The following is a 15,695-nucleotide window of genomic DNA, read 5'->3' on the forward strand; positions in this document are numbered from 1 at the left end:
CGCGTTGGACGAGTGCTTGTCGATCAGCACTCGTCCAAGGCAGCGAACGACGCCGCAAGGTGGTCGATGAACAAGCGCACCGATGGCAGCAAGCCGCGCCTGGAAGGAAACACCGCGTGGATGATCTCCTTCGGCGGCGCCCAGTCCGGGGCGACATTGACCAGCTGCCCTGCATCCAGTGCATCGCGCACGATCATCGTCGGCAACTGCGCCACACCGACACCCGCCAGTGCCGCAGCACGCAGCGCGGTCATGCCGCGGGTGATCAGACGCGGCTGATGCGGCACTTCGGCGCTCGCGCCATCGGGGCCGATCAGGCGCCAGACGTGTTCGCCCTGTGGCACGCCCAAGGCAACGCTGGGCAATAGATGCAGATCGGCTGGCCCGTGCGAATGGCCATGCGTTTCAAGCAATGAGGGTGCTGCCACCAGGCATTGAGTGCGTTCTGCCAGAACCTTCAACACCAGCTCGCTGTCTTCCAACGGTGGCGGGCGCACGCGGATCGCCACATCAACACCTTCGGCGATGACGTCGACGCGGCGGTTGGTGGCGTCCAGGTGCACTTCCACATCCGGGCAGTGCGCCATGAACTCGGCCACCATCGCCGCCACCCGGAAATCCAGCAGCATGGTCGGGCAGCTCACCCGCACCACGCCACGCGGCTGCGAGCGGGTCAGCTCGATGGATTCGGCCGCGGCTTCGGCCTCCACCAGCATCGCCCGGCAATGCGCATGGAAGGTCTGGCCGACCTCGGTGACCGAGAAGTGGCGGGTGGAACGCTGGATCAGGCGTACGCCCAGCCGCTCCTCCAGCAAGGCGATACGCCGGCTCAGCTTGGACTTGGGCTCGCCCAGCGCGCGTCCGGCCGGGGCAAAGCCGCCGTGCTCGACCACCTTGGCAAAGTAGTAGAGGTCGTTCAGGTCCAGCATTTCGGCTCCAGCGTTCACCAAATAGGACTATCAGACCACTTTTTGCCGTCTACCGGGGTGATCGTCCCAAATCTAATCTTCACTCCAACGCCGGCGCACCCCGCGCGGCCCAAGGAGCAGACAGATGAAGAAGATCAGTGGCCTGTACAGCGCGCCCCGCCCGCATTGGGTCGGTGATGGCTTCCCGGTCCGTTCGTTGTTTTCGTACAACACCCACGGCCGCCAGCTCAGTCCGTTCCTGCTGCTGGACCACGCCGGCCCGGCCGAGTTCGAGCCAGCGCAGACCCCGCGCGGCGTCGGCCAGCATCCGCACCGTGGTTTCGAGACCGTCACCATCGTCTATGACGGTGAGGTGGCGCACCGCGACTCCACCGGCGCCGGTGGCGAGATCGGCCCGGGTGACGTGCAGTGGATGACCGCTGCCTCCGGCATCCTGCATGAGGAATTCCACTCCGAAGCCTTCACCCAGCGCGGTGGCAAGCTGGAGATGGTGCAGCTGTGGGTCAACCTGCCGGCCAAGGACAAGATGTCCACGCCGGGCTACCAGAACATCAGCAACGCCGACATTCCGGTGGTGGCGCTGGCCGATGACGCCGGCAAGGTGCGGGTGATCGCCGGTGAATTCGGCGGCCAGCGTGGTCCGGCCCGCACGCATACGCCGATGGACGTGTGGGACCTGCGCCTGTCGCGTGACAAGCACACCACGCTGCAGTTCGCGCAAGGCCACACCGTGGCGATGGTGATCCTGCACGGCACTGTGTTGCTCAACGGCAGCCAGCTTGCCCGTGAAGGCCAGCTGGTGCTGTTCGACCGTGCTGCCGGTGAGGTGGAACTGGAGGCCAATGCCGACGCCACCGTGCTGGTACTGGTCGGTGAGCCGATCGACGAGCCCATCGCCGGCTACGGCCCGTTCGTGATGAACACGCAGGAAGAAATCCGTCAGGCGATGGATGACTTCAACTCCGGCCGTTTCGGCCAGATCGCAGCGTAATCCGCCGATGACCGGGTTTAACCACCCGGTCATCTTTCTCTCGCGCTGGCGTTACCCCGTCGGCGCGACCCTGCCCCTCCCAGTGGTAAGACAGCCATGTATACCTTCCCTCAAGTTGCCAACTTCAACGGCGCAAAACCCGTCATCGATCCGGACAACGTCGCAATGCTGTTGATCGATCACCAGAGCGGCCTGTTCCAGACCGTGCACGACATGCCGTTCACCACCCTGCGCAGGCTGGCCTCGACACTGGCCAAGCTTGCCTCGCTGGCAAAGATCCCGGTGATCACCACCGCCTCGGTGCCGCAGGGCCCGAATGGCCCGCTGATTCCGGAGATCCACCAAAACGCACCGCATGCGAAATACGTGGCGCGCAAAGGTGAAATCAACGCCTGGGACAACCCGGACTTCGTGCAGGCAGTGAAGGACACCGGCAAAAAGCAGCTGATCATTGCCGGCACCATCACCAGCGTGTGCATGGCGTTCCCGTCGATTGCAGCGGTGGCCGATGGCTACCAGGTATTTGCGGTGATTGATGCCTCCGGCACTTATTCCAAGCAGGCGCAGGAAATCACCCTGGCGCGGATGATGCAGGCTGGCGTCGTGGTCATCGATGTGGCTGCGGTCGCCTCTGAACTGCAGAAGACCTGGAACCGCGAAGACGCCGCCGAATGGGCGCAGGCCTATACCAACATCTTCCCCAACTACCAGTTGCTGATCGAAAGCTATAGCAAGGCACAGGAAGTGATGAGCAACCACGAGCAGCTGGATTCGCAGCGCAGCTGAGCCGGATCGCGACCCAGCAGACCCACGCCGCTTCATCTTCGTCGAGCACTGGACCAGCCACGAGCTACGCGAAAAGCACCCTCACCACGGACCGCACATCAACTACTTCGAAGCGCATCACGTCGACGCCGTCGAGCGCATGGAAGCGAAGTACTTCATGGACCTCGTCAAGTAAGTCACCCGTCTACCCCGCCGCGATATGCGGCGCGATGCCCACGCGCGTGCTGCGCCTCCAGCACCCCAGAAAGGAACCTCGCCATGACCAGTGAAACCAAGCGTGACCCCAAGCGCGACGACCTGCTGACCCCGGAAAACTCGGCGCTGATCGTCATCGACTACCAGCCGGTACAGGTGAACTCCATCGCCTCGATGGATCGCCAGCTGCTGGTCAACAACATCGTCGGCGTGGCCAAGGCCGGCAAGGTCTACGGCCTGCCGATCGTGCACTCCACGGTCAACGTGAAGACCGGCCTGAACCACCCGCCAATCCCGCAGCTGCGCCGCGTGCTGAAGGATGAGCCCACCTACGACCGCACCACCATCAACTCCTGGGAGGACGTGGAGTTCCGCAAGGCCGTGGAAGCCACCGGCCGCAAGAAGCTGATCATGACCGCACTGTGGACCGAGGCCTGCCTCACCTTCCCGGCACTGGACGCACTGCGCGAAGGCTATGAGGTGTATGTCCCGGTGGACGCCGTGGGCGGTACCTCGCTGGCCGCGCATGAGGCAGCTTTGCGCCGCATCGAGCAGGCCGGCGGCAAGCTGATCAGCGTGCCGCAGCTGTTCTGTGAGCTGCAGCGCGATTGGAACCGCGCCGACACCGCCAAGCAGTTCATGGAGCTGTTCATCAGCACCGGTGGTACCGCTGGCATCCAGTTCTCCTACGACGCTGCCGAGTAAGCAGATAGCGCCACCCTCCCTCTCCGGCAAACGGAGAGGGAGAGGCACAAGGGCTTCTTGTTGCGGCATCCAGGAAATCAACAGGCATCGCGCCGGGTGTGACTTCCTGCATGAATACGCAGGCACTATCCAAAGGTCCAGTTCCACCCGTCACCGCTGCCGCGCTACCGTCCCCCGGTTGTTTCCCCACGGTATCCGCCCCATGCAGCCCACTGCCCAAGACACCGCCTCGGCGCGCTTTGCGATCCGCTGTGCGAATTTCGCCGAACGCTGGTTCCCCGACTCCTGGGTGTTCGCCGCCCTCGCCCTGGCCGCGGTCTCATTGGCGGCCTTGTCCATAGGCGCCGCGCCTACCGACACCGCCAAGGCCTTCGGTGACGGCTTCTGGAGCCTGATCCCCTTCACCATGCAGATGGCCTTCGTGGTGATCGGCGGCTATGTGGTGGCGTCTTCCGGCCCGGCCTCACGCTTGATCGATCGACTGGCCCGCGTACCGAACAACGGCCGCAGCGCAGTCGCCCTGGTCGCCATCGTGTCGATGACCGCATCGTTGTTGAACTGGGGCCTGAGCCTGGTGTTCGCCGGCCTGCTGGTACGCGCCTTGGCCCGTCGCAGTGAGTTGAAGATGGACTACCGCGCCGCCGGTGCGGCGGCGTATCTCGGTCTCGGTGCGGTATGGGCGCTGGGCCTGTCCTCCTCGGCCGCACAGCTGCAGGCCAACCCGGCCAGCCTGCCGCCGTCGATCCTGTCGATCACCGGCGTCATTCCCTTCACCGAAACCATCTTCCTGTGGCAGTCCGGCGTGTTGCTGGCCGCGTTGGTGGTGGTGTCGCTGATCATTTCCTACGTCACCGCACCGGCCGCCAACTCCGCGCGTGATGCCGCCGACTGCGGCGTGGATGTCATGAGCGATGCGGCACCGGTCAAAACCAAGCCGACCCGCCCCGGCGAGTGGTTGGAACACAGCCCGCTGCTGATCCTGCTGCTGGTTGCGCTGGCCGCTGGCTGGTTGATCCACGAGTTCAGCACCAAGCCGGCGATCCAGGCGATCTCCGGCCTGAACACTTACAACCTGCTGTTCCTGATGGCTGGCGCGCTGCTGCACTGGCGCCCGCGCAGCTTCCTCGATGCGGTATCGCGCGCCGTGCCCTCGACCACCGGCGTACTGATCCAGTTCCCGCTGTACGGCTCCATCGCCGCCATCATGACCACGGTCAACGGCAGCGAAGGCCATAGCGTGGCCCACATCATCTCCACCTTCTTCACCCAGATCGCCAGCCACGACACCTACGCGCTGCTGATGGGCAGCTACTCGGCGGTGCTGGGTTTCTTCATTCCCTCCGGCGGCGGCAAGTGGATCATCGAGGCGCCGTACGTGATGCAGGTAGCCAATGATCTGCACTACCACCTCGGCTGGTCGGTACAGATCTACAACGCCGCCGAAGCCCTGCCCAACCTGATCAATCCGTTCTACATGCTGCCGCTGCTCGGCGTGCTCGGCCTGAAGGCCCGCGACCTGATCGGCTTCACCTTCGTACAGCTGCTGGTGCACACGCCGTTGGTGCTGCTGCTGTTGTGGGCATTGGGTGCGACGCTGGCGTATACGCCACCCGTAATGCCTTGATCGATCGCCTCAACGCTTGAAAGCAGAACGCCACGCAATGCGTGGCGTTCTGATTTCTGCACCCTGTAGTGCCGAGCCATGCTCGGCAGAAGCTCTACCAACGAAGCGGAGGACACTGAAGACACCACTGAACGAGCCAGATCCACCATGGCTTGAAACAGCGCACCAACTGAAGGAATCTTCCAATCACGCCTATCGACTACCTCAGAACGCCACAAAAATGAGCAGCAACCTCACCGAAGTCAGCAAGTTCCTGAGCTACGTATTACGCCACGAACCCCAATCCATTGGTCTTGAACTGGACAGCGAAGGCTGGGCGTCAATAGCCGCCTTGATCGAAGCTGCACGCAATGCGGGTCGTAATCTGGATGCCGCGTTGGTCGTTACGGTGGTGGAAAGCAACGACAAGAAGCGCTTCGCCTTGTCCGACGATGGCTCACGGATACGCGCAGTACAAGGCCATTCGACCAAGACCGTCGACATCAAGCGTGAAGCCCTGAAGCCACCGTCAATGCTGTACCACGGCACTGCCCATCGCTTTCTTGATTCGATCCTTACTGAAGGACTGCGCCCCGGCAACCGCCATCAGGTGCACCTGTCCGCCGATGAAGCCACTGCCATTTCCGTGGGTCAGCGCTACGGAGAGCCGGTGCTACTGAAGGTTGATTGCCAGCAGATGCATATGCAGGGCTTTGCCTTCTACCAGGCCGACAACGGGGTCTGGCTTACCGACCATGTGCCGGTGGCGTTCATTTCGCGTTGATTCCGTCACGACAAATGACCTCCAGCCCATTGCATCCCCCGCCGCAACTGCCACGATTCCCCAGCCACCACCCATCAGGAGCCGGCCATGCTGTCAGCTGCACTACGCGTGTTTGTTGTGGGAATGCTCTGCGTTGCCGGCAGTGCCGTCGCCGCACCGCCGGATGCCGCCACCCTGCAAGCCATCGAGGCAACCGCTTACGACTATATGGACGGTCAGCTGGAAGGCGATGTCGCGCGGGTGACGCGGGCGCTGCACCCGGACCTGGCCAAGCGCAATCTGGTTGCCAAACCGAATGAAACCCTGGGCTTGGGCCGGATGAGCTCGGATGAGTTGATCCGCTTCACCCGCGAGGGCGCGCTGAAGACGCCGCGCGAGCAGTGGCAGCGCACGGTGACGGTGCTGCAGGTGGATGAGGATATCGCCACGGTGCGGCTGGAGAGCCCGTGGTTCATCGATCACCTGCAGATGGGCCGGTTTGACGGGCGCTGGGTGATCGTCAATGCCTTGTGGCATCGGAAGGTGCGGAGTTCTTGAGTTGGGTGGTTTGGACTTTGGGTCTACGTGCCAGAAGCCTCCCCCCACCCCAACCCCTCCCCCGCAGGCGGGAGAGGGGCTTTGCTTCGTTTTGAATTTTTCTTGAACTGATACTGAACGGAGCCAGCAAACCCCGTTATCGTATGCGACTTCCAACCGTTGCCCGCCGCGCCAGCCATGAGCCAGACCGAAGTCGTGCATTCCACTTCCGAACACGGTGCCTGCGAGAACTGCCGCACGCCCCTGCAGGGCCACTACTGCCATGGCTGTGGGCAGTCGGCACATAACCCGCTGAAGAATTTCGGGCATGCGGTCGAAGAGGTGTTCGAATCGTTCTGGCATCTGGATGGGCGCATTTTCCGCACGCTGCGCGATCTGCTGGTGCCGGGCCGGATCGCGGTCAACTTCCTCAAAGGCCAGCGCGTCGGCTATGTGCAGCCGCTGCGACTGTTCGTGATCCTCACCCTGTTCACCTTCTTCGTCGGCAAACTGACCCTGCATAGCGATGACTTCGGCACCGGCAGCAATGCCGATCCGGCCTTCGCCAAGGCACAGACCGTGGCCGAGGTGGAAGCTGTGCGTACCGCCCAGGTGGCGCAGATTGAACAACAGCAGCAGGCCAATCCCGCTGCCGCTGCGGCGCTCGCCATGGCCATGGCAGCGATCAACACCTCAGCCGCGCAGCGCACCGCGGAACTCGAAGCAAAGGCGCAGCCATCTGCTCGCAGCGCTACCGACTCGGCGCTGGCGCGTGCTGACGAGGCTGCCGAACGTGTCAGTGCAGAGAAAAAGGCCGTCTTCATCAATGTCCCGATCAACGGCAAACCCTGGGACCCTGAAACCAATCCTGTCGTGCTGGACGGCTGGCCGAAGTTCGTCAGCAACTGGTTGAACCGTCGCCTGGCCAATGGCCAGGCCAATGTCGAGCGCATGGGCAACAAGACCGACCTCTATGTCCAGGCCATCCTGACCTCGCTGCCTGGTGCGCTGTTCTTCCTGATGCCGATCTTCGCGCTGGTGTTGCGCTTCGCCTACATCATGCGGCGGCCGATGGGCTATCTGGAGCATCTGGTGGTGGCGCTGTACAGCCATTGCTGGTTGATGCTGGTACTGCTTACCACCTTCCTCATCGCCGGCATCAGCGGTGCGATCGGCAACGCGCTGGTCAGCTCGATCTGCGCCTGGCTGTATGTGTTGTTGTGGCTGGCGGTTCCGGTATATCTGTTCTGGATGCAGCAGCGCGTATACGGCGGCAATCCGATCCTGACCCTGCTGCGCTACAGCTTCATCGGTTTCATTTATTTCTTCCTGGTCTCCTTCGTCGTGATGTACGCGGTGCTGGCCGGCGTATCGGCTTGAAGCCGGTTTGAAACCACGGTTCACTTGAGCGAAGTGCGATCGGCTCATGTAGCCCGGGTAAGCGCAGCGCACCCGGGAAACAGGTAGCACGGCATCTTTCAGGCCACACGCCAACAGCCCCGGGTGCGCTGCGCTTACCCGGGCTACGATTATTGACCACGCAATGGTTCAGGCCTGCGCTGCCTGCAGCCACGCCTTGCGTGCAACGGTTGGGTGGAAACTCCAGGCAACAAAGCGGCTCTGCTTGTTGCCCTGCGCCATCGCCAGCTCACGCACCTCGGCCGCGCCAACTTTTGCCAGCTGCTTGTGGATATCGGCCAGGTGCTCGCTCTTGGCCACCAGCGAACTGAACCACAGCACCTGATGCTGGATATCCACGCTCTCGCGGATCATCCGCCGCAGGAACGAGGCCTCACCACCGGTGCACCACAACTCGTTGGCCTGGCCACCGAAGTTCAGCGCAGGCGCCTTGCGGCTGCCTGCCTGCGCACCACCGAGATTGCGCAGCTTGCGCTGGCTGCCTTGCGCGGCCTCCTTGGCCGACGCATGAAACGGCGGGTTGCACAGGGTCAGGTGGAAACGCTCATCGGCCTGCAGCAGGCCGGCGAACAGATTGCCGCGAGCATGCTGCTGGCGCAGCTCGATGAGATTACCGAGACCATTGGCCTGCACATTGGCATTGGCGGCCTGCAGCGCATCGGCATCGATATCGCTGCCGAGGAAGCGCCAGCCGTATTCGGCCTGCCCCAGCAGCGGATAGATGCAGTTGGCGCCAACACCAATATCCAGCGCGCGCACCGTGGTGCCGCGCGGAATCACACCGTTGTTGTCTGCAGCCAGCAGATCCGCCAGACCGTGCAGGTAATCCACCCGACCCGGCACCGGCGGGCACAGGTAGCCATCCGGAATATTCCAATGCTGGATGCCGTAGTCGCTGGCGAGCAGCGCGCGGTTGAGTTCGCGCACGGCGGCTGGACTGCTGAAGTCAATGCTGTCGGTGCCGGCCGGGGTGCGGACCAGGTGCGTGCGCAAGGCGGGATTCACCGCGACCAGGCGCGCCAGGTCATAACGGCCTTGATGGCGGTTGCGCGGGTGCAGCAGCGCTGCCGGTGCGGCATTGGGCTTGGCGCGTGGGCGTTGAGACGAAGAAGTCATGTGCTTGTTGGATGTCAGTAGCGACAAACAGGAGGCTTTGGTTGTTTGTGGGAGCGGCGTAAGCCGCGAAGCACGTACATCAACAGATGGCACACGCTACCTGCGCTTCCGCAGCCTCAGCTTCGCGGCTAACGCCGCTCCCACACACAAGGTGGGATGCGAGCGCTGCCAGCGACAGCAACCTTCTACAGCTCCAAACCCTGCACGTTCTGCAGCAGCTGCGCGCCCTGTTCACCCACGCGCAGGGCCAAGGCCGCGGCAATCGCCGCATGCGCATCAGCCAGCACTTCGGCTTCGTTGCGGCTGGCGTCGATGACCTGCTTGTTGGGCAGCTCCAGCTGCTGGAAGATCAGCCGGCAACGCTCCAGGTTCTGCGCGGTCTCGAAGTGATTGGGCTTGTCACCGCGCGCGCGGATGCGCTCCAGGCCCTGCTCCGGCTGCAGGTCCAGCAACAACAGCAAATTCGGGCGCGGCGCGAAGTCGTTGGCCTGCAGCATCTCGTCCAGCGGCAGGCCGGCGGCGCCCTGGTAGGCCACCATCGACGGGAAGTAGCGGTCGAGGATGACGACCTCGCCACGCGCCAGGGCCGGGGTGATCACCTCTTCCACGTGCTGGCGGCGGTCGTGCAGCAGGTACTCAACCTCCTGCTCAGGGCTCAGCCGGCCAGTGGCGGCGGTGGCGCGCAGGCGCGTGCCCCACGGGCCGTTGGTCGGTTCCTTGCCCAGTACCACCTGTGCCCCTGCGGCACGCAGGTGCTGGGCCAGGGTGTGGGCGAGCGTGGTCTTGCCAGCGCCATCAATGCCTTCGATGGCAATGAGCAGGCCGCCGGGAATCTGTTGGTTATCCATGGGCGCTACTTTAATCGGATCCGGCTGATATCGCTCGACTTGACGCCGCTGCAGCCCGGCCAACCGCCACGCAGGGAACAGTCCGGCTTCAGCGCGCGGGCGCGGTGCAGCCATTGATCGCACAGTATTCGGCGGCCCGCTGCTGCTCCTGCTCGGTCAGCTCCGGCGGTGGTCGGGCGATGGCGGACTGGATCTGGTCGGGGCCACCGGTGAGCTTGTTCAGGCCTTGTCCGGCCTTCATCAAGCCATAGCCGATGCCCATCATCAGGTAGCCACCGCTCATGCCGACCTGCTCGGGCGTGGGCGGCTCGCTCCAGTTCTTGCTGAAGCGGTTGGGCGCGGCCTGCACCGGGTTCTTGAAGCGGTACAGGTCCAGCGGCTCATCGTCTTCGGGCTTGATGGCGCGTACTTCAGCCAGGGTGGTGACGTTGCCTTGCTCTGCAGCGGTCTGGGTGGCCTGATCTGTCGACGTGGTCACCTCAAGCGGCTCAGCAGGGCCTGTGGCGGGGGGCGCAGACACCTGCTGTGCCTGCGCGGTCACGCACACCAGCGCTCCTACCAGTACCAGTATCGACCTATATCGCCGCATCCCTGCCAGTCCTATCATGACGGTCTCAAGCTATACGATTTTACCGACGCCACCTTCAAATTTCGTAGCTGCTGCCGTGACCTTCGTGTTGTCTATTCACATTCAGCAACACGGTGATTGATTACATTCAACGAAAGAAATGGATTTCACCGATCAGTTCATAGGAGGAACGATGGTCAGGATGGCAAGCGCATGTGCGCAGCTCAGTGTGGCAACCAAGCAAGGGTTGCACTCATGAGCTTCTACATTGTTGTAAAGATACTTCTGCTGGGTTTCGCCCTCGTCAGCTATCTCATCTATCAGTCAAGGCGTTCAAACAACCACGACGCCTTGCTGGTGCTGCGCAAGGCACCGGTCACGCGCCTGCTGACAGAGCAGGAAGCCGCCGCTCTTGAGCCGCTGAAGGTTGCGGAGAAGCTGCTGTTCCTTCCCGAGGTTCGCATTCTGAAAGGGCCTTACCGCCAGCATGGGGTCAGCATCAATAGCGGCACCACCATGCACGACACCATCAATGATGTGACTGTCCTGCTGCCCTACGACGCCGCAGACTTCCTGGGCAATGACAACGAAGCCGAAGTTGTCATCTCCGGTAACATCGCCATCGTCGTCACGCTCAATGGCTTCGACGTGGTTTCGGGACGGCAACGTGCCGCCAGCGGCGCGACAGTGACTACGCCAGCGGCAGTTCCCGCGGAATCCAAGCCTTCCGACGACCTGACCAGCAGCGATCCGAATCAAACTCCGACGGTCCCCGTGCAGAAGAACGTGGAGTGGCTGCGTCAGCGCGCGGAAACCCCAGTGGAAGCACACCTGCGCCTGCGGCAGCGTTGGAACAGGCCGATGGCATTGAGCTGGCTTGCTGCCGTCATTCTGCTGTGGCTTGGAGCATGCCGGCTGGGGCATGCCGCCCAGGTGGTGTTCATCATCTGCGGGCTGGTATGCGTACTTGCAGGCATTGCCCTGATGCTACGCCGCCCACGTACAGACAGCCGCGTGCAGCGCAAGGTTGATCGCGCCAATGGCCCACTTTTCTTTTTCTCGCAACGCACCGCCAACAATGCCGCCGTGGTCAACAAGCACGCACTTCTCGGCGACAGTCTCAAGCTGCAACTGCCCGAGCATTGGCAGAACAGCGGTCGCATCACCTCGGGCGAATCCGTTGAAATTGAAGTGGATCGTGGCGATGGCCGGGTTCTTGGTCTGGGTGATGGCTGGTCGCTGGAAGACGAGCAGCGGCGCTTCCCCGAAGCCCGCTGGCGCACGCCACTGCTACTGACCCTGGTCGGGGCGCTTGGATTGGTTCTGGCGCTGCTGGGTAGCGATGGACCGGTCTCGGAGCTGAAAGCCAGCGTTGCCGCAATCATTCCCGGCACGCTGCGTGAAGATACGAGCGCACAGTCTTTGTTGCAGGACCCTCCATCGACTGGCGACACGCTGCGTATCTCCGGCACCGGCTATTGCGCGCCCGCGATGCAGCGCGATGACTCTGGCGAAATGATTGCCAGCGCCGATTGCAAGCAGATCCGCTGGGGTGGCAGCCCCGTCAAGGTGGGCTCGCTCAAATTGGATCCAGCGCTCATGGCGCTGTATTCCGGTGACTACCTGCAGACACGCACGTCCAGTTCGCGCGCGATGCTCGCCGCCATGATGGCGGGGGCAAGCGGCTACCCCTTCGGTGCCGCTCCGTCCACCCTGGAAGTCAGCGGACTGCATGATCTGGTTGCTCTGCTGGAGACCGTATGCACAACCACGTCCAACCAATGCGAAGCGCTCAAGGCCTCGCTTGCCAGCACCCTGCAACTGGAAGTCCACGATGAAAGCGGGAGCCGGCGGCTGACTGCCTGGCCTGAGCTGGCGAGCGAGTTGCGAAAGCTGGGCGATCTTCCGCGCAGTTTCAATTCCATCGAACTCAACCCGGGTGACGTAGACGCCGTCCGCAGGCTTACCCGTGACTTCGCCGCTGCAGACATCGCCCATGCGCTGGCTCAGCAAACCACGCGCATTCTGGAGCAGGGCAAGGACGGCGTGACCTTGGCATTGGATGAGCGCGCTACAGATCCTTCAGCGGCAGATGGCGGTGCCGATCGTGATTACGGCAGCGATGACGGGTACAGCTCGAACGGTCTGTTGGAACAATGGGCTCGCACCCAACAGCTGCTCGCTAGCGAGTCACCGTTTGAAGTGAATGCCCGCGTCATTGGTACGTCAAAGGACAATGGTGGCCTGCGCTTGCAGTTGTCGGCATTGGACGGCGACCCGGACAAAACGCCCTCCGCCATCGGTGGCACCTTGCTGTTGTTGCTCAGCCTGGCACTGTTTGGCAGCCAGCTACCGCTACTGATCATCGGCGTGCGTAATGCCAAGCGCCGGCGCGCGGCCTTGAACGAGGACCTGCGCAAGCGGCCTCCGCCGGGCCAGCCATTGCTGTTCTGAGGGTTGGAGCAATGATCGCGACCTGAACTGGACTCCGCGACCAACGCACCCCATGCGTCGGATAGCCCGCCGTCTCAGCCCGTGAGACGGCGATGTGCTTCCATGATGCTCTTTGATCGGCAGTCCGTGCATGGCGTTCTCCCTCGCTCCCCGCACCGAAGCCAGCGAACGGGCGCTGGCAACCACCGATGGCCTGCCCTCGCGTGATGGCTCGCTGCTGGGCCAACGCCTGGCCCGGCGCTACAAGGACCGGGTCACCGGCAGCTTCACCCTTCCCGGCCGCGAAGGCAGCTATGCACCGATTCCCGATGACGTGCCGGAGGCGCTGAAAGCCGCATTGAAGGCGCGCGGCATCGAGCAGCTGTACTCGCATCAGGCCGAGGCCTGGGACGCCAGCCAGCGCGGCGAGCATGTCGCCATCGTCACCCCCACCGCCTCCGGCAAGTCGCTGTGCTACACCTTGCCAGTGGTGAGCGCGGCGATGCAAGGCAATGCCAAGGCCTTGTACCTGTTCCCGACCAAGGCGCTTGCGCAGGACCAGGTGGCCGAGCTGCTGGAGCTCAACCGCGCCGGCGATCTGGGCGTCAAGGCCTTCACCTTCGACGGCGACACGCCCGGCGATGCGCGGCAGGCGATCCGCCTGCATGGCGACATCGTGGTCAGCAACCCGGACATGCTGCACCAGGCGATCCTGCCGCATCACACCAAGTGGGCGCAGTTCTTCGAGAACCTGCGCTATGTGGTGATCGACGAGATCCACACCTATCGCGGTGTGTTCGGCAGCCATGTCACCAATGTGCTGCGGCGGCTCAAGCGCATCTGCGCGTTCTATGGCGTGCAACCGCAGTTCATCCTGTGCTCGGCGACCATCGGCAACCCGCATGCGCATGCCGAGGCACTGGTGGAAGAGCGCGTGCATGCGATCACCGAGTCCGGCGCACCGACCGGGCCCAAGCACGTGCTGCTGTGGAACCCGCCGGTGATCAACCCGGATCTTGGCCTGCGCGCCTCGGCGCGTTCGCAGGCCAACCGCATTGCCCGCATCGCGATCAAGAGTGGCCTGAAGACCCTGGTGTTCGCACAGACGCGCTTGATGGTGGAAGTGCTGACCAAGTATCTGAAAGACATCTTCGACAACGACCCGCGCAAGCCGGCACGCATCCGCGCCTATCGCGGCGGTTATCTGCCGACCGAGCGCCGCGAGGTGGAACGGGCGATGCGTGCCGGCAATATCGACGGCATCGTCAGCACCTCGGCCTTGGAGCTGGGCGTGGATATCGGCGCGCTCGACGTGGTCATCCTCAACGGCTACCCCGGCAGCGTTGCGGCGACGTGGCAGCGCTTCGGCCGCGCCGGGCGTCGCCAGCAGGCCGCGCTGGGCGTGATGGTGGCTAGCAGCCAGCCGCTGGATCAGTACGTGGTGCGGCATCCGGATTTCTTCGCCAACGCCACGCCCGAGCACGCACGCATTTCGCCGGACCAGCCGCTGATCCTGTTCGATCACATCCGCTGCGCGGCCTTCGAGCTGCCGTTCCTGGCCGCTGAGCCGTTCGGGCCGATCGATCCGCTGGTGTTCCTGCAGGCGCTGGCCGAGACCGAGGTGGTGCACCAGGAAGGCGATCGCTGGGAATGGATTGCCGACAGCTATCCCGCCAATGCAGTGAGCCTGCGCGCGGTCGCCGATGGCAACTTCGTGGTGGTGGACCGCAGCGACGGCAAGCAACAGATCATCGCCGAAGTGGATTATTCCGCCGCGGCACTGACCCTGTACGAAGGCGCCATCCACATGGTGCAGAGCACGCCATATCAAGTTGAGCGGCTGGACTGGGACGGCCGCAAGGCCTACGTCACCCGCACGCACGTCGACTACTACACCGACAGCATCGACTACACCAAGCTCAAGGTACTGGACCGTTTCGACGGCAATGGTGCCGGCCGTGGCGACTCGCATCACGGTGAAGTACATGTGGTGCGGCGCGTCGCCGGCTACAAGAAGATCCGCTACTACACCCACGAGAACATCGGCTACGGTCCGGTCAACCTGCCCGACCAGGAACTGCATACCACCTCGGTGTGGTGGCAGCTGCCGCAGGCCACGCTGTTGCGCAGCTTCGCGCAGAAGCAGGATGCGCTGGATGGCTTCCTCGGTGCCGCTTATGCGCTGCACATCGTCGCCACCGTCGCAGTGATGGCCGATGCACGCGATCTGCAGAAAGCGGTGGGCAATGGCGACGGCGCCTGGTTTGCAGTGGCCGACCAGACCGGCCGCGGCCAGCTGCGTGGCAATGAAGCCGGCGAAGCCACGGTGGAGCTGATGCAGAGTTTCGTGCCCACGGTATACCTGTACGACAACTTCCCCGGTGGCGTTGGCCTGAGCGAACCGCTATGGCAACGCCAGGGTGAGTTGGTGCAGCGCGCGTTGGAGTTGGTGGAACGTTGCGACTGCAATGCCGGCTGCCCCGCCTGTGTGGGTCCGGTACTGGCTGCGCAGGAAGACGACAAGGGGCCTACACCGCGCTCCTTGGCACTAACCGTGTTGTCGCTGCTCTCGGCCGAGCGATGCGATCAGGTGCCGACCATCGTCATCGACGAGGCCGTCGACCTGCTGCCATGAGCATCAGCCTGGACAAATTGAAGGCCCTGCGTAAACAGGCGGGGCTGGCAACGGCAGCACCTGCGGGATCAGCGGAGCCCGCAGCTGTTGTAGGAGCGGGGGGGGGGGGGGGGGGGGGGGGGGGGGGGGGGGGGGGGGGGGGGGGGGGGGGGGGGGGGGGGGGGGGG

13 protein-coding genes are annotated in these 15,695 nt (G+C 63.5%); 9 read left to right on the forward strand and 4 right to left on the reverse strand.

The annotated features are described in order from the left end of the window. Positions 1 to 23: 23 nt before the first annotated feature. Complete coding sequence (locus tag ACVOLV_RS08305; protein ID WP_481553964.1) at positions 24 to 929, reverse strand: LysR family transcriptional regulator; 906 nt, start codon at positions 927 to 929, stop codon at positions 24 to 26. Between the two features lie 124 nt (positions 930 to 1,053). On the opposite strand from ACVOLV_RS08305, the gene ACVOLV_RS08310 reads away from it, so the two are divergent. The 7 genes from ACVOLV_RS08310 to ACVOLV_RS08340 all read left to right on the forward strand — a co-directional run bounded on the left by ACVOLV_RS08310 (position 1,054) and on the right by ACVOLV_RS08340 (position 7,889). Next, positions 1,054 to 1,920: a pirin family protein gene (locus ACVOLV_RS08310; protein ID WP_481553965.1), complete on the forward strand. Its 867-nt coding sequence runs from the start codon at positions 1,054 to 1,056 to the stop codon at positions 1,918 to 1,920. Positions 1,921 to 2,016: 96 nt separating this feature from the next. Beyond that, positions 2,017 to 2,706 carry an isochorismatase family protein gene (locus tag ACVOLV_RS08315; RefSeq protein ID WP_481553966.1) on the forward strand — a complete coding sequence of 230 codons (690 nt, stop codon included), beginning with the start codon at positions 2,017 to 2,019 and terminating at the stop codon, positions 2,704 to 2,706. A gap of 258 nt (positions 2,707 to 2,964) precedes the next feature. Then, the gene (locus ACVOLV_RS08320; protein ID WP_481553967.1) at positions 2,965 to 3,606 is read left to right on the forward strand and encodes a hydrolase; all 642 of its coding nucleotides are present in this window, start codon (positions 2,965 to 2,967) and stop codon (positions 3,604 to 3,606) included. A gap of 202 nt (positions 3,607 to 3,808) precedes the next feature. Then, positions 3,809 to 5,230: a short-chain fatty acid transporter gene (locus ACVOLV_RS08325; RefSeq protein ID WP_481553968.1), complete on the forward strand. Its 1,422-nt coding sequence runs from the start codon at positions 3,809 to 3,811 to the stop codon at positions 5,228 to 5,230. Between the two features lie 220 nt (positions 5,231 to 5,450). Further along, positions 5,451 to 5,993 carry an RNA 2'-phosphotransferase gene (locus ACVOLV_RS08330; protein ID WP_481553969.1) on the forward strand — a complete coding sequence of 181 codons (543 nt, stop codon included), beginning with the start codon at positions 5,451 to 5,453 and terminating at the stop codon, positions 5,991 to 5,993. 87 nt (positions 5,994 to 6,080) lie between these two features. Continuing rightward, positions 6,081 to 6,530, forward strand: coding sequence for a nuclear transport factor 2 family protein (locus ACVOLV_RS08335; RefSeq protein WP_481553970.1), 450 nt, complete (start codon positions 6,081 to 6,083; stop codon positions 6,528 to 6,530). A gap of 177 nt (positions 6,531 to 6,707) precedes the next feature. Continuing rightward, positions 6,708 to 7,889 carry a DUF3667 domain-containing protein gene (locus ACVOLV_RS08340; protein WP_481553971.1) on the forward strand — a complete coding sequence of 394 codons (1,182 nt, stop codon included), beginning with the start codon at positions 6,708 to 6,710 and terminating at the stop codon, positions 7,887 to 7,889. Positions 7,890 to 8,057: 168 nt separating this feature from the next. On the opposite strand, the gene rlmF is transcribed toward ACVOLV_RS08340, so the two are convergent. The 3 genes from rlmF to ACVOLV_RS08355 all read right to left on the reverse strand — a co-directional run bounded on the left by rlmF (position 8,058) and on the right by ACVOLV_RS08355 (position 10,499). After that, complete coding sequence (gene rlmF, locus ACVOLV_RS08345; protein WP_481553972.1) at positions 8,058 to 9,044, reverse strand: 23S rRNA (adenine(1618)-N(6))-methyltransferase RlmF; 987 nt, start codon at positions 9,042 to 9,044, stop codon at positions 8,058 to 8,060. A gap of 185 nt (positions 9,045 to 9,229) precedes the next feature. Then, positions 9,230 to 9,892, reverse strand: a complete 663-nt coding sequence (gene tmk, locus ACVOLV_RS08350; protein WP_481553973.1) for a dTMP kinase — start codon at positions 9,890 to 9,892, stop codon at positions 9,230 to 9,232. 88 nt (positions 9,893 to 9,980) lie between these two features. Further along, positions 9,981 to 10,499: a hypothetical protein gene (locus ACVOLV_RS08355; RefSeq protein ID WP_481553974.1), complete on the reverse strand. Its 519-nt coding sequence runs from the start codon at positions 10,497 to 10,499 to the stop codon at positions 9,981 to 9,983. 216 nt (positions 10,500 to 10,715) lie between these two features. Between ACVOLV_RS08355 and ACVOLV_RS08360 the strand changes: the two genes are divergently transcribed. Together ACVOLV_RS08360 and ACVOLV_RS08365 are read left to right on the forward strand one after the other, a co-directional pair. Continuing rightward, a complete protein-coding gene (locus ACVOLV_RS08360) occupies positions 10,716 to 12,914 on the forward strand; it encodes an IgaA/UmoB family intracellular growth attenuator (protein WP_481553975.1) in 2,199 nt (732 codons plus the stop codon). A gap of 130 nt (positions 12,915 to 13,044) precedes the next feature. Further along, positions 13,045 to 15,528, forward strand: coding sequence for a DEAD/DEAH box helicase (locus ACVOLV_RS08365; protein ID WP_481553976.1), 2,484 nt, complete (start codon positions 13,045 to 13,047; stop codon positions 15,526 to 15,528). Positions 15,529 to 15,695: the final 167 nt, after the last annotated feature.

The sequence above is a fragment of the Stenotrophomonas sp. STEN023 genome, assembly GCF_056760135.1.

What these genes read in the sequence shown, in the direction of transcription:
- ACVOLV_RS08360 (WP_481553975.1), top strand. Translation starts at nt 10,716, where the DNA reads ATGAGCTTCTACATTGTTGTAAAGATACTTCTGCTGGGTTTCGCCCTC.
- ACVOLV_RS08325 (WP_481553968.1), top strand. Translation starts at nt 3,809, where the DNA reads ATGCAGCCCACTGCCCAAGACACCGCCTCGGCGCGCTTTGCGATCCGC.
- ACVOLV_RS08305 (WP_481553964.1), bottom strand. Translation starts at nt 929, where the DNA reads ATGCTGGACCTGAACGACCTCTACTACTTTGCCAAGGTGGTCGAGCAC.
- ACVOLV_RS08335 (WP_481553970.1), top strand. Translation starts at nt 6,081, where the DNA reads ATGCTGTCAGCTGCACTACGCGTGTTTGTTGTGGGAATGCTCTGCGTT.
- ACVOLV_RS08315 (WP_481553966.1), top strand. Translation starts at nt 2,017, where the DNA reads ATGTATACCTTCCCTCAAGTTGCCAACTTCAACGGCGCAAAACCCGTC.
- ACVOLV_RS08355 (WP_481553974.1), bottom strand. Translation starts at nt 10,499, where the DNA reads ATGATAGGACTGGCAGGGATGCGGCGATATAGGTCGATACTGGTACTG.
- ACVOLV_RS08320 (WP_481553967.1), top strand. Translation starts at nt 2,965, where the DNA reads ATGACCAGTGAAACCAAGCGTGACCCCAAGCGCGACGACCTGCTGACC.
- ACVOLV_RS08365 (WP_481553976.1), top strand. Translation starts at nt 13,045, where the DNA reads ATGGCGTTCTCCCTCGCTCCCCGCACCGAAGCCAGCGAACGGGCGCTG.
- ACVOLV_RS08330 (WP_481553969.1), top strand. Translation starts at nt 5,451, where the DNA reads ATGAGCAGCAACCTCACCGAAGTCAGCAAGTTCCTGAGCTACGTATTA.
- tmk (WP_481553973.1), bottom strand. Translation starts at nt 9,892, where the DNA reads ATGGATAACCAACAGATTCCCGGCGGCCTGCTCATTGCCATCGAAGGC.
- ACVOLV_RS08310 (WP_481553965.1), top strand. Translation starts at nt 1,054, where the DNA reads ATGAAGAAGATCAGTGGCCTGTACAGCGCGCCCCGCCCGCATTGGGTC.
- ACVOLV_RS08340 (WP_481553971.1), top strand. Translation starts at nt 6,708, where the DNA reads ATGAGCCAGACCGAAGTCGTGCATTCCACTTCCGAACACGGTGCCTGC.
- rlmF (WP_481553972.1), bottom strand. Translation starts at nt 9,044, where the DNA reads ATGACTTCTTCGTCTCAACGCCCACGCGCCAAGCCCAATGCCGCACCG.